Raw genomic sequence first — 13,579 nt, forward strand, 5'->3', positions numbered from 1 at the left:
ATCACCGCACCGCCGACGTCGCGCGTCGGCGGCGCAGCCGCGCAGATGCGAGCAGTGTGATGAGGCCGTAAGCGATCGACGACGCGCCGTCCGCCGACGCGCAGTTGCAGCTGCCGGCGGCAGGACCGACGACCTCCACCGTGAAAACGGAATCGGCCGTACCTCCCTCGCCATCGGAGACCCTGGCGCGGACAACGAAACTCCCCGAGTCGCTGCTCTGGGTTTGCCAGCTATACGCGCCAGCCGGGCTCACCTGCCCGGGCCCTTCGAGCAGCGACCACGTGAGCGGGTCCGCGGTTCCCGCCCGGTCGGTGGCGTCCAGCGCCGCCGTCGCCAGCTCTCCGGCGGTGACTCGGATCGTCGCCATCTGCCGCGGGATGGGTGGCACGTTGGCGATCACCACTTGACGCGTCCCGGTGGTCGAGGCCCCCGAGTCGTCGGTGGCAGTCACTGTGACCTGGTACGTCCCGTCGTCGGAATAGGTGTGCGTCACCCGCTCTCCGGTCACCACAGGGCTGCCGTCTCCGAAGTCCCATACGACGGTGAGCGCATCACCCACGCCCGGATCGCTGATTGCGGCCTCCAGCACCACCTCGGTGCCCTCCTCACCGGTGGCCGTCCCCTCGGCCGGGACCACGTTCGGAGCCGCGTTGCGCACAGTAACCTCCAGCGCCGCGGTGGTACTTCGCGTGCCATCGGAGACGGTGACGGTCACCTCATAGGTGCCCTCGTCCGCGAAGGTGTGGACCGGGTTCTGCTGGTCCGAGTGAGTCCCATCACCGAAGTCCCACCACAGGGTGAGGACATCGCCATCCGGATCGGCGGCGGTCGCGCTGAAGTCGACCTGCTGGCCCTCTAGAGGGCTCAGGCTGCTGGCGGCGGCGGTGACGGCCGGCGGCGCGTTGTTCACGGTGATGCGGACCGTCGCCACGCTCGACTCGAGCGCGCCGTCGCTGGCCTTGAAGGTGAACTCGGTCGCTCCGCGGAAGCCGGCGGGAGGTTGGTAGGAGAGTTCGGGCGGCGTCCCGGTCAGGGTGCCGTCGGTGGGCTGGGACACCACGATGAAGGTGAGCGTATCGCCATCGACGTCCGTGCCGGTGAGGGTGATCACCACCGAGCTCCGCTCCTCCACCTGGACCGACTGCGCGTTCGCGACGGGGGCATCGTTCACGGGCGTGACCGTCACCGACACGGTGGCAGGCATCGAGCTGAGCGCCGTGTCGCGAGCGACGAAGGCGAAGGAGTCCGACCCGTGGAAGTCCGCGTCCGGTGTGTAGGTCAGGTTCGGCGGCGTTCCGGACAGCGTGCCGTTGGTGGGCTGCGTCGACACGGTGAAGGTCAACGAATCACCGTCCACGTCGAAGCCAGTGAGCACGATGGCGGTCCCGGTGTCCTCGCTCGCCGTCAGCGAGCTCGCGTTCGCCGCTGGCGCGTCGTTCACCGGGTTGACCGTGATGCTCACCGTCGCCGGGGTGGACACCTGCGCGCCGTCGTTGGCGACGAAGGTGAAGGAGTCCGTGCCATGGAAGTTCGCCTTGGGCGTGTAGGTCAGGTTGGGCGGAGCTCCGGTCACGCTGCCGTTGGCGGGAGAGCTGGACACGGTGAAGGTCAGCGGGTCGCCGTCGATGTCGGTGCCCGTCAAGGTGATGGCGGTGGCGCTGTCCTCGGCGGTCGAAACCGGCTGCGCCGTCGCCTGGGGCGGATCGTTCACTGGCGTCACGCTGATGCTGACGGTTGCCGGGGCGGAGGTGAGGGTCCCGTCGCTGGCGACGAAGGTGAAGGCGTCCGCCCCGTGGAAGTTCGCGTTGGGCGTGTAGGTGACGTTGGGCGGTGAGCCCGAGAGCGTGCCATTGGCGGGCTGGGTGACGAGGGTGAAGGTGAGCAGGTTGCCTTCGGGATCGGAGCCGGTGAGTCCGATGACGGCGGCGCCATCCTCGGGGAGCAACACCGACTGAGCGTTCGCCGTCGGCGGGTCGTTCACGTCCGTCACCGTGATGCTGATGGTCGCCGCTGCCGAGACGGCGCCGTTCCCATCGTTCGCCACGAACTCGAACGAGTCCGAGCCCAGAAAGTTGGTGTTCGGGGTGTAGGTGAGGTCCGGAGCGGTTCCAGAGAGCGTGCCGCTGGCAGGCGACCGGGTCACCGTGAAGGTGAGCGCGTCGCCGTCCGGATCCGACCCCGTGAGCGTCACCGTGACCGGCGTCTCCTCGGCAGTGGTCACCGCCTGGTTGTTGGCGGTCGGCGCATCGTTCACCGGTGTCACGGTGATGGTCACCTTGGCCACGTTGGACGAGTTCTCGCCGTCATGGGCCTTGAACCGGAAGCTGGCGGTCCCGGAGAAGTCCGGCGCCGGAGTGAAGGTGGCGACTTTGCCGCTGAGGCTCACCTGCCCACTCTGAGAGGTTCCCACCACGCTGTACGTCAGCGGCTGACTCTCCGGATCGGTGGCGGCCAGGGTGACGGTGACGGGGGTGTCTTCCGAGGTGGTGGCGGTGCCATCGCTGGCGCGCGGCTGCCCGCTGGTGGTGTAGGTCACGAAGCGAGCTCGGATACGGAAGGCGTTCGTGGTGCTCGACTCGTGGAAGCCCTGGTACGCGATCAGGTACCGGTTCGCGCCGGTGGAGGCGACCTGCGGCGCCTCCGTGTTGTACGTCCCCGACGCGATCTCGAAGCCCGTGCCGTCTGGCAGGCTGCCGGCGGAAGTCGCTCGAGCGCCGTAGATCGCCCACACGCTGGCGCTGCGGAAGTCCTGCCAGGCGACGAAGTAGTCGGTGCCATTGCTCGCCACCGATGGGTAATGCTGATAGTTCGAAGCGGTGCTGATGGCCAGTCCGGTGGGGCTCTGCACTGCCCCCGCGGAGCTCACCGCCGTCCCGTAGATGTCCCAGGTGGTGCCGCTGAGTCCCGTGCGATCGTCCTGCCAGGCGACGAAGTAGTCGGTGCCGTTGCTCGCCACCGACGGGTACTGCTGTGAGCGCGACGCGGTGGAGATGGCGAACGCGGGGCTGTCCCGCACCACCCCGGAGGCAAAGATGCGCGCTCCGTAGATGTCCCAACTGGTGCGCAGATCCATCCAGGTGACAAGGTAGTCGGTCCCGTTGCTGGCCACCGCGGGGTACTGCTGGTTGCCGGTGGCTGTGGTGATCGCCAGGCCCGAGGGCTCCTGCACCTCGCCGGAAGGGGTCACGCGAGTCCCGAAGATATCGAAATTGCTGGTGCCGTTGCGCGAGTCCATCCACGCCACGAGGTAGTCGGTGCCATTGCTCGCCACCGCCGGGGAGCCCTCGCCGCTCGCCGCGGTGGACAGCGCCAGCCCTGAAGGATCGAGAACCGCGCCGCCGGAGGTCACGCGCGTGCCGTAGACATCGCCCGCGGTGCCGTTCCGCGTATCCCCCCAGACCACGAGGTAGTCCGTGCCGTTGCTCGCCACCGCCGGGGATAGCTGGCTCTTGATGGCGGTCGACAACGCGAGCCCGGAGACGTCCAGCACCGTCCCCGAAGCGTTCACCCGGGTGCCGTAGAGGTCGATCTGGTTGCTGTTCCGGTAGTCCTGCCAGACCACCAGGTAGTCGGTTCCGTTGCTCGCGAGCGCCGGAGTCTTCTGGGTATTGGCGGCGGTGGAGATGGGAATACCGGAAGGATCCTGGACCGACCCGTTGGCGGCGATCCGTGCTCCGTAGACATCGACGCCGTTTCCGCTCCGGAACTCCCGCCACACCACCAGGTACGCGGTCCCATTGGTCGCCAGCCTCGGCATCAGCTGTTTTTCCGGTGCGTTGGAGATGGCAATGCCCGATGGGTCCAGCACGGTGCCCGCGGACGACACGCGCGCGGCGTAGATGTCGGTGTCGGTGCTGCTGTTCCGCGAGTCGTGCCACGCGACCAGGTACTCGGAGCCGATGCTCGCAACGGTCGGAGCGGCCTGGGAGCTGTTGCTCCGGGTACTGATCTCGATCCCGGCCGGGTCTTGCACTACGCCCGCGGAGGTCACCCGGGCGCCGTAGATGTCGGAGCTATAGATGAGGTTTCGCTGATCATGCCACACGACGAGGTAGCCCGAGCCGTTGCTCGCCACCGACGGAAGATCTTGAAAATTGAGGGCGCTGGAGATCATCAACCCCGCCGGGTCCTGTACGACGCCAGCGGAGGTCACTCGCGTCCCATAGATGTCGGGACTCGAGCCGCGGTCATCACGCCACACGACGAGGTAATCCGACCCGTTGCTCGCCACCTCCGTGAACCACTGGTTCCCGGGGGCGGTCGAGAGTGCGATCCCGTTCGAGTCCTGGACGATCCCCGCGGAGGTCACCCGGGCGCCGGAGATGTTGCCCTCGCCGGTACTGCCATCTACCCAGACGACGAGGTAGCCGGTGCCGTTGCTGGCGACGGTGGGCTCGCCCTGTGAGCCACTGGCGGTGCAGATGGCGATGTGGTTCGGGTCCAGCACGACGCCCGCGGAGGTCACCCGCGTGCCGTAGATGTCGCCAATCGAGCCGCCGCCGCGGATCTCGCGCCAGACCACCAGGTAATCGGTGCCGTTGCTGGTCACGTCGATGCTGTCCCGATCGTAGGTGCCGCGGGCGATGACCAGCCCGGCCGCATCCTGCACCACGCCGTTCGCGCCGACCCGGGCCCCATAGATATCGGTGGTGCTCTCGTGCCGGTACTCGCCCCAGACGACCAGGTAGCCGGTGCCATTGCTCGCCACCGTCTGGAAGTCCTGGGATTCGAACGCGGGGCCGGACACCGGGTTGTCCATCCCGATTTCAGGAGAGATGACCGGGTCGAGCACCGCCGGGAAGCGGCTCGCCTTCAGCGTCGACTCGGGGACGCGGAGGAGGATACGCCCGCGCTCCAGCCGCGCCGGGACGGAGGTGGTGACGCCGTCGGCGTCGATCCAGGTCCCGTGACCGTAGCGGACCCCAACGCCGCTGATGGGGTCCGCGAAGTGCAACCCGCTCTCCGTGGTCCCCACGTACTCGAGGCCCGCCACCGGAACCTCGATGGAGAGCTCACCGTTTCCTTCCGGCAGCGTGGAGAACGACCAGGACTGCTCCACGCCGGCTTCGCGGTTCACCAGGTGCTCGGTGGCTGCCTGTGTTCTCAGCTCGAGCGTCCCGTCCGGCCGCTGCGCCACCACCGGCTGCCGCGACTTCATCGCCCGGCCGCCGCGAGAGAAGGTCGCTGGGCCCAGCTTCAGCGCCGATCCTTCGAGCCTCGACCCCGGCTCTCCGCGATCCGCGTCGAGCTGGGACGGCGCCGGCCAGTGGTACGGGCTCAGCTCCAGGCCGACGTCGGCGCGAACGCGTACGTCGTACGTCTGATACCCGCCTCGCCAGCCGTGGCCCTCCTCCCGGTAGGCGTACCGGACCTGACGGACGACCGCGTGGACATCGAAAGGCGCCTCTAGCGCTCGTGCCGGCGAGCCCGGCCTCTCCTGCTGCGAAGACGAACGCTGGAGCTCGTCGCACCCGCCGGAGAGCCACAGGCACAAAATCGAGACCGCCAGCGACTGCATCGAGATGGAGAAAGGCCTCACCACCTGCTCCTTTGCTGATGGGTGGACGATAGCATTCGCCCGGATCGTGGCTGTTCGACGGGATGTCGGAGCCCTGGTGTCGCAGTCACACAGTGGGACCGGTTGGCGTATAGGCGGGATGAGGGCCCTGTGGAGGGGGGAGGGCTGGAGCCAAGGGGCCGAGGGGAGGGCGGCTACCTCGGGGGCCTGGTGACATGTCCGTGTCGTGTCAGCGCGTCTCATTGACGCGTCAGCCACCTCCTCATGCGCGAGCGTCTCCTCCTTCGGCTCTTGATGAGCACCTGGCCCGAGGTTTGAAGGGGCGGGGATGTCTCTCTGGAGGAACACATGGCAAACAGACAGTGGATTCACTCGCTCGCGGCAGCACTCCTGGTGGTCGCTCCCTTGGGGATTGCCGGCGCTCGGAAGTCGATGGAAAAGGTCGTGCCTCCGTCCACGGAACCGACCCTCGCCCCCAACCCGGAACCCGGCACGACACCGGACGAGCAGCCCTGGCGTCCGGGGGCCGTGGAGCAGCCCACGGTGCCCGTCATGGTCCGGTGGCGCGAGGACACGGAGCCCGTGACCACTTCGATTGTGAAGAGCGGTAACATGGCCATCACCCAGGGGGACATCGCCCTCGGCCGTTATGAGGACGTCATCGGTCAGGACTCGAAGACCGTCGCCATCAACAATCTCAGTCAGCGCTGGCCCAAAGGGACGATTCCCTATGTCATCGACTCCTCGCTCAGCCACCTCGCCCCGATGATCCGTCAAGCGGCGGATCACATCCGCCAGCAGACCGGGGGCTGCATCAAGTTCGTGCCTCGCACCAACGAGCAGAAGTACATCAGGATGTACCAGGGCACTGGCTGCTGGTCGTACCTGGGAGTCACCGGCTCAGGGGTCCAGGATCTCAGCCTGGGGCAGGGCTGTGGCTATCTGGGAACGGTTGTTCATGAGATGCTTCATGCCGTTGGCTTCGATCACGAACAGAACCGTCCAGACCGAGACAGCTATCTCAACGTCTATCTCAACAACGTCTCGCCAGAGCAGCGGCACAACTTCACCCCGACCCCTGGGGGGCGGACCTTTTCCTCGTTCGATTTCGACTCCATCATGATCTATGGCGAATACGCATTCTCGAATAACGGCCAGAAGACGATGGTGGACAAGACCGGCAAGCACACGCTGACCGACCCGTACAACAAGACGGGGATGACCCCGAGCGATGCCTACGAAGTGAAAGCTTTCTACAGCGGCGTCTGCCAATAGCCATTCCGGCTCGGACAACTACAAGGCGCTCAAGGACACGTTCAAACCCGAGGAGTCTCATGCGTCTGATTCGTGCTGCCCTATTGCTCGCCGTCCTCCCGCTGTTGCCCGCTTGTGAGCCGATGGTCTGCTCGGCCATGCGCAACGGGGCCTTCATGGTCACCGTGGTGGATACGCAGGGCAATCCGGTCCGGGATGCCCGCGTCACCTTCACCCCGGATGGAGGCTCCGAGCAGTCTGCCTGGTGCGCCGAGTCGGCTGGGACCGGGCAGAACTGTGAGTGGTGGACGGGCGGCGATGGAACCGGGAACTATCTGGTCCGGGCGACGAGCGCGGATGGCACCCGCACCGCCCAGCAGAGTATCTCCGTCAAGGAGACCTCGTGCGGCATCGACTCCGAGAACGCGCATCTCACGCTCCCGGACTGAAGCGTAAAGGCGGGATGGGGGACGTATTGCGTAGACTTCCAGCCGCGCCGCGACCCATGGTGCGCGAATCGAGGTGCTGCCGGGTGTCACGTCTACGCTCTACACGTCTGATCGTCAGCGTCGCCGCGCTGGCGACGATCGCCGCGCCGTTCGTCTTCGGCGCGATGTTCCCAGGCTACAGCCACGTCCGCGACTACATCAGCGAGCTCGGTGCGGCCGGTGCGCCTGATGCCTCGGCGGTCAACCTCTTCACCTTCCTGCCGACGGGCCTGCTGTTCATCGCCGCGGCCTTCAGCCTGAAGGGCGTGCTGCCCCGCCACCGGGCCGTGACGGCCGGACTCGCCCTCATTTCGCTGGCAGGTGGCTCCTACATAGGCGCCGCCTTCGTGCCATGCGACGCGGGATGTCCTGCGACTGGCTCCGGCCAGCAGGTGCTGCACAACCTCATCGGGCTCGCGGGTTATCTGGGGGCGGGCCTTGGCCTGGGCCTCGTCGGCGCAGGTGGCAGCTCGCGCACCGTCGGACGCTTCGCCATCGCCGCTGGCGTGGTTGTGATCGCCGGACTCGTCGTCATGGGGGCACCCGAAGCCGAACCGTGGCGCGGCCTTGCCCAGCGGATCGTCGAATGCGCGATCGTCGGCTGGATGGTGCTCGCGGCATTCAGCTCAGAAGCCGCTGACGCCAGGACGCCATGACCGCTACGTCGGGCTAACTGAAGTCCCGACGAATTTCTTCTTGCCAATGTGACCAGCCAGTCATATGACTGACTGGTCACATGCCCACGAGCACATTCTTCAGACTCCCCGATGAGCGCAGGGATCGCCTCGTGAACGAGGCCATCGTCGAGTTCTCCGACCGGAGCTACACCGAGGCCTCGCTCTCGCAGATTGCGCGTCGTGCGAACATCCCCAAGGGCAGTGTCTACCAGTACTTCGAGGACAAGCTCGACCTGTACCGATGGCTCCTCACCGAGGAAGCCCCGCGCCGCAAGCGTGAGTTCATCGGTGCGGCGCCCCCGGAGGGTGATTTCTGGGCTCGCCTCGAGACGTTCATCGAGCGTGGCATGGCGTTCCTCGTCGAGCACCCGCGCCTGGCCCGGCTCTCCGCTGCCGCCGCCGCTCCGACTGCGGTGGTAGAGGTCCGCGGCCTCTACAAGGCCATCTGCGAGGCCGGCATCGTGGAGCTCCGCGCCATTCTGGAGGAGGGGACCCGCGACGGTGCCCTCGAAGCTCCGGACCTCGATATCGCCACCCGGTTCGTCTCCACTATCATTGGCCCCGGTCTGACGGATGTGATTCTCCAGGAGCTTGGTGCCGAGCTTCACGAAGTCCTTGCCTCGGACTCCCTGCGTAAGAAATTGAACCTCAAGCGCCGGCGGGCACTCGCCCGCCAGGCGATCCTCTTCATTCGCAACGGATTGGGCTCGGAGAGGAAATCACAGTAATTCGCCGTGACTTCACCGGACGCGTTGCACTCGTCCTTTGAGGTACCTCCGGAATCGGCCTCGTCACGGCGTGAGCCTTCTCCCGGGCGGGCGCCAGCGCTGCGCTCGCCGCCGTCCGTTGACGGCTGATTCCTCGCCGCATAGCGGCACAAAATGATGTCAAAGGAACTCGCGGCGCTAGACGCGAGCACATAGGAGAGTCGTCTATGATGCGTGGTTTGAGGCCCGTTGTGTTTTCTGCGTTCTTTACAGCTGCTGCGCTCGCGGTCGGCTGTGGTGGAACCGAGATGCCGCTGGATTCCGATGGCTCTGAGCTGGGAACCAAGGAGTCCCGTGTCATTGTTGGTTATTGTAATGGTGTGGGGTGCACGGGTAGCGCCAACGGCTGCTGCGATTGGGGCAACGGCGCGGGCTACGTGTGCACGAGCCTGGGGGACACGTGCGATGATGGTTGTTATTCGTGGAATCAGTGCGTGAGTCTGGAGAGCGGAACCTGGTGTGTGCCGAAGACTTTTGCTTGCACTTCGCTGTGACGCACTGAAGTTCGTTTGACGATCGCCACCGTATCCACCCGACGTCGCTGGACCGCTTCGAACCACTCATCGGTCCGAAGCGGGCGGCGGAGATGGCCCGACGGACGCTCGCTGGGCCAGCCCCTGCGCTGGAGCCAAGCTGGGGTTGGGGGGTGGAAGTGGGGGACGTCAGGGCATGAGCTCTGCCTTTCAGCCCTGAGCTGTCCTGGCCCCTGCTTCAGGGCTCCAGGTTCTCTGGGACCTGGGGCCTTTTTCTGTTCCGGGAGAACACTGGGCCAGGGCACCGTTCGAGAAGGGGATGTGGCGGAAGCGAGGAGTGTGGCCCTGGCGAGCCGGCGCTTTGGCTTCGCCCTCCACGAGGCCCTGAGGGAGCGTTCCGGCAACCTCGTGTACTCACCGCTGTCTGTCTTCACGCTGCTGGCCATGCTGCGACAAGGGGCGAGGGTCCACACGGAGGCGGAGCTGAAGCGGGCGCTGCATTGGCCCGGGGAGTCCCAGGCACTGGCCTCGGCCGTGCACGCCTTGGCCGAGGCGCTGCGAGCGGACTCCAGCGCAGAGGCGTGCACGCTCTCCTCGGCCAATGCGCTCTGGCTCCAACTGGGCCACCCACTGCGGCCCGAATTCGAGGAGGTGCTCCGGACCTTCTTCGGTGCCACCTACACCCCGGTGGACTTCGAGCGCTCGCGGGAGGAGGCTTGCCAGCACATCAACGGCTGGGTGCGAGAGCAGACGCGAGGACTCATCGATTCGCTCGTCACGCCCGGGGAGCTGGACTCCACGACGCGCTTGCTCCTGGCCAACGCAGTCTTTTTCCAGGCGCGCTGGCGAGAACCGTTCCCGGACGCATGCACCCAGCCCGGACCCTTCCGCCTGCTCGATGGGAGCACGGTGGAGGTGCCGATGATGCACCATTACCTCGCGCGCTTCAGGTATGCGCGAGGCCCCAGGTGCCAGTGGGTGGAGTTGCCCTACCGCGGGCAGCACGTCTCGTTGTGGCTCCTGCTCCCGGGCCCGCACTTGTCATCAGGACAAGTGAAGATTTGTTTATCCTGCATATTTATGAATCTTCACTTGTCATGATGACAAGTCACCTCCACCCGGGAAAGGGGCCTCCAGACTGGCTCCCGGTGAGGGGAGGGGCTGCTCGCGTCCGTCCGCGCGCACCGGCTTTCAGCGGTCATGTTAGGCTGGCCCACCTCGGAGGTGAGGCGCGCATGAGCGAGGCCGGGACGCACAGCGCTGGGGACGAGCTGCGAGGGTTGGAAGCACCGCACCTTCCGCATGAGGCGCCGGAGCACTACCAGCCCCGGCCGGGTCTGGAGGTGGCCGGCTACGAGTTGCAGGCGAAGCTGGGCAGCGGCGGCCAGGGCACCGTGTTCCGCGCCGTGCGCGAGGGCCGCACCTATGCGGTGAAGTTCCTCTTCCTGCCGCGTGGCCGGCACTGGGCCCTGCGCGAGCGGGACGTCATGCAGAAGCTGAGCGAGGCGGGCGGCCTGCCCCTGGTGGAGCATGGCCTGTGGCCCGAGCACCAGCCCCTCTACCTCTTCCTCGTCATGCCCTACGTGCGCGGGCTGCCGCTGGGCGTGTGGACTGGCGTGCACAACCCCGACTCGCTCCAGATGGCGCTCCTCTTCCGCCAGGGCGCGCGCCAGCTCTCGGCGGTACACGCGGCCGGAATCATCCACCGCGACGTGAAGGGGGCCAACCTGCTGGTGTACGGCGAAGGCCGCCTGGTGCTGGTGGACTTCGGCGTGTCCACCTACGAGGGCGCTCCTCCGGTGACGGGGGCCTTTCCCCCAGGCACCTGGTCCTACCTCAGCCCTCGCGTGTGGCGCGCCTGGCGCGGCGAGGAGTCCTCCCGCCCCTGCCCAGCGGATGACCTCTGGGCACTCGGGGTGGAGCTGTACGTGCTGCTCACGGGCAGGCTGCCCTTCCAGGGCTGCGAGGGAGAGCTGGTGCACGCCATCCTGCACGAGGAGCCGCCGGTGCCGCACGTGCTCAACCCCCGGGTTCCCAGGGAGCTAGGCGAAGTGTGCTGGCGCATGCTGCGCAAGCAGCCGGAGGAGAGGTACGCGGACGCGCTCGCGGTGGACGCGGCGTTGGGCGAGGCGTTGAAGCAGGCGGACGGGGCGTGGCGGACACCGCTGTGCGAGGCCTGGGGGCCACACACCGCCACCACCGTGCTCGAGCGCGACATGTGGGCGGGCGGGGACGTGCTGGCGCTCCACGCGCGGCTGGCCTCCTACGGGCACCTGCTCGTGCGCGGCAAGCCGCGTGCGCTGGACGAGGTGTCTACCGTGGCCTCTGAGGTGGAGCCGCCAGTGTCTGTGTCCCCCGAGGCTCCGCCCGCATGTGCGCAGGAGTCCTCGGGGCAGGCCGTGCCGCTCACCGCGCCGGAGGTGGTGCGAGAGGAGGACGCGCCCCTGGCGGAGGCACCACCCGCTCCCCCCGCCGTTCCGCTGGCGGCGCGCTCGCGACGGGTGCTCCAGGCCGCCGGGGTGGTGCTGGTGGTGGGCCTGGGCATGTGGCTCGCCGGGCACCTGGCGCCGCGTGGCTCCGTGTCCACCACCCCACCGCTGGGGACACCGCGCGCCAGCCTACCGCCGGAGTTCTTTCCTATCACCCTGGAGCCGGAGGGCCAGGAAGTGGCGCCCTCGTGGAAGCGGCCAGAAGGTGACGGCGGCGCGACGCCCGCAGTGGCGGCAACCCCCGCGCCCGTCGCCCGTGCGACGCGCTCCCAGGAGACGCGCGTGAAGAAGAAGACTCCAGCGAAGGCTCCCGCTTCCCCGCAGCAGCTCCAGCCCAAGCAGACAGGCTCCACGGCCGCGAAGGTGAGTGCGGTCGTGCTCACCTGCACCCTCGGCAGCGGTTGTCCCGCCGCCACCACCACTCCCCAGGTGCTGCCCCCGCCCCCGCCCCAGCTCCCGCCTCCCGCCGAGTGCCCACCCGGTGCCGCCCAGTCCATGGAGGAACTGGGCCTCTTGTACCGTGGCTCCACTGGGCATGTGTACATTCAAGGCTCCGACCCCATCATCACCGTGCGCCCGGGCCCGGTGACCCTGCGTCTGGGGGTCGACGACTGGGGCAAGCTGCCCGAGGGCACCCTGTTCTCCGGTGAGCGGCTCTTCGGCGAGCGTCGCGTGCAGGGCCGCTTCACCCAGGCGCACACGCCCGACGGGAAATCGTATGTGGTGTGCCTGGAGTATCGGGACGGGCCGAATTGGGGCTGGGAGAAACTCGAGGGGAGTGGCCAGGACACCGCCATCACCGAGAGTGGCGGGTTCCTAAGGCCCGTGGAGCGCTTCGGGGATGCGTGGAAGTACAAGGAGCGGGAGAAGAGGTAGGGGGTGACGCCGGAAGTCTCTGTTACTCTGGGTCACTCCGGAGGTCGTCCCGCGCATGTCCGCCCAGCTCGCCGCCCCCCTGTTGCTCGCGCTCCTCACTGCCACGTCCGCCCCCGCCTGGCCCGCCCCCGAGGAGTGGGACACGCCGGGTGCGCGCCGCCTGGAGCTGACGGCGGAGAGCGCGCGGGAGCAACACCCGGTGCGCGTCAGCCCCCGTCACTCCACCCATCTGGTGTTCGATGCGCCGCTGCGGCCCGGTGGAGTGGAGGTGGACGAGCAGTGGGTGAAGAAGGCGGTGAATGAGGCCGAGGGCATGGTGACGTTGCGGCCCTCGGGCGTCCCACCGCCGGACAGGCCGCTCACCGTGACGGTGCACTTCGCGGAGGGACAGGGTCCCGAGCGCGTCACCTTCCGGCTGCTGGTGCACCCCACCCGGGGCGAGCACGAGGTGCAGGTCATCCGCCAGCCCGGTGTCTGCTCGCCGTTGCACCAGGAGGCCCGGCAGCAGCGCGAGCGGGCCGAGCGGTGCGAGGCCGCGCGGGAGCAGGAGCGCACTGGCCCGGAAGGGCGGCGTCCCGAGGGGATCACGGACCTGGTCGAGGCCGGGCTGGTGGGTGGGGGCGAGGGCATCGTGGGGCGGAAGCTCTTGCGCGGAAGGGACTTCACCCAGAGCCCCGGCGAGACGCTCATGGTGAAGGATGCCTACAGCTACCGTGTTGAGCGACAGGGCCTCGTGGCGGTGGAGCTCTACGTGGAGAGCACAGGCACGCAGCCCTGGACGGCGCGGGGCGTGGAGGGGGCGGAGCTGGTGAGCACGGAAGGCGTGCGGCTGCGGGTGGTGCGGGTGTGGCAGCGCAAGTCCCTCGTACCGGGAGCACGGCACCAGCTCGTGGTGGAGGCGGAGGCCACGGTGGAGCAGGCCCGTGGCACCTTCCTCCTGAAGCTGGGCGAGGCGGGTGGCGCGCGCACCCTCACCGTACGCGACGTGACGTTCCCCTGAAGCGGGGCCAGGGCGAATCACCGGCCCCGCGTGTCCC

The 13,579-nt window shown here is 67.7% G+C and carries 8 protein-coding genes; 7 read left to right on the top strand and 1 reads right to left on the bottom strand.

All coding sequences use genetic code 11. The features are described 5' to 3' along the window. Position 1 precedes the first annotated feature (1 nt). Positions 2-5,539 carry an Ig-like domain-containing protein gene (locus OV287_RS15230; protein ID WP_267534738.1) on the bottom strand — a complete coding sequence of 1,846 codons (5,538 nt, stop codon included), beginning with the start codon at positions 5,537-5,539 and terminating at the stop codon, positions 2-4. Between the two features lie 327 nt (positions 5,540-5,866). On the opposite strand from OV287_RS15230, the gene OV287_RS15235 reads away from it, so the two are divergent. The 7 genes from OV287_RS15235 to OV287_RS15265 all read left to right on the top strand — a co-directional run bounded on the left by OV287_RS15235 (position 5,867) and on the right by OV287_RS15265 (position 13,542). Further along, positions 5,867-6,793 (top strand): M12 family metallopeptidase, encoded by a 927-nt coding sequence (locus OV287_RS15235; protein ID WP_267534739.1) that lies wholly within the window; start codon positions 5,867-5,869, stop codon positions 6,791-6,793. A 59-nt stretch (positions 6,794-6,852) separates the two neighbouring features. Next, a complete protein-coding gene (locus OV287_RS15240; RefSeq protein WP_267534740.1) occupies positions 6,853-7,221 on the top strand; it encodes a peptidase associated/transthyretin-like domain-containing protein in 369 nt (122 codons plus the stop codon). Between the two features lie 83 nt (positions 7,222-7,304). Next, on the top strand, positions 7,305-7,916 hold the full coding sequence (locus tag OV287_RS15245) for a DUF998 domain-containing protein (RefSeq protein ID WP_267534741.1): 612 nt from the start codon (positions 7,305-7,307) through the stop codon (positions 7,914-7,916). Between the two features lie 80 nt (positions 7,917-7,996). Next, entirely contained in the window at positions 7,997-8,665 is a 669-nt protein-coding gene (locus OV287_RS15250; protein ID WP_267534742.1) for a TetR/AcrR family transcriptional regulator, read from the top strand. Between the two features lie 851 nt (positions 8,666-9,516). Continuing rightward, a complete protein-coding gene (locus OV287_RS15255) occupies positions 9,517-10,278 on the top strand; it encodes a serpin family protein (protein ID WP_267534743.1) in 762 nt (253 codons plus the stop codon). Positions 10,279-10,412: 134 nt separating this feature from the next. Continuing rightward, the gene (locus OV287_RS15260; protein ID WP_267534744.1) at positions 10,413-12,542 is read left to right on the top strand and encodes a serine/threonine protein kinase; all 2,130 of its coding nucleotides are present in this window, start codon (positions 10,413-10,415) and stop codon (positions 12,540-12,542) included. A gap of 55 nt (positions 12,543-12,597) precedes the next feature. Then, positions 12,598-13,542, top strand: a complete 945-nt coding sequence (locus tag OV287_RS15265; protein ID WP_267534745.1) for a DUF2381 family protein — start codon at positions 12,598-12,600, stop codon at positions 13,540-13,542. Positions 13,543-13,579 lie beyond the last annotated feature (37 nt).

Origin of the sequence: Archangium lansingense, from assembly GCF_026626635.1 — a bacterium.
Lineage (GTDB): Bacteria > Myxococcota > Myxococcia > Myxococcales > Myxococcaceae > Archangium > Archangium lansingense.

Bases quoted from the DNA above. Each gene is read 5' to 3' on its own strand.
- OV287_RS15250 (WP_267534742.1), top strand. From the start codon at position 7,997: ATGCCCACGAGCACATTCTTCAGACTCCCCGATGAGCGCAGGGATCGC.
- OV287_RS15265 (WP_267534745.1), top strand. From the start codon at position 12,598: ATGTCCGCCCAGCTCGCCGCCCCCCTGTTGCTCGCGCTCCTCACTGCC.
- OV287_RS15235 (WP_267534739.1), top strand. From the start codon at position 5,867: ATGGCAAACAGACAGTGGATTCACTCGCTCGCGGCAGCACTCCTGGTG.
- OV287_RS15240 (WP_267534740.1), top strand. From the start codon at position 6,853: ATGCGTCTGATTCGTGCTGCCCTATTGCTCGCCGTCCTCCCGCTGTTG.
- OV287_RS15260 (WP_267534744.1), top strand. From the start codon at position 10,413: ATGAGCGAGGCCGGGACGCACAGCGCTGGGGACGAGCTGCGAGGGTTG.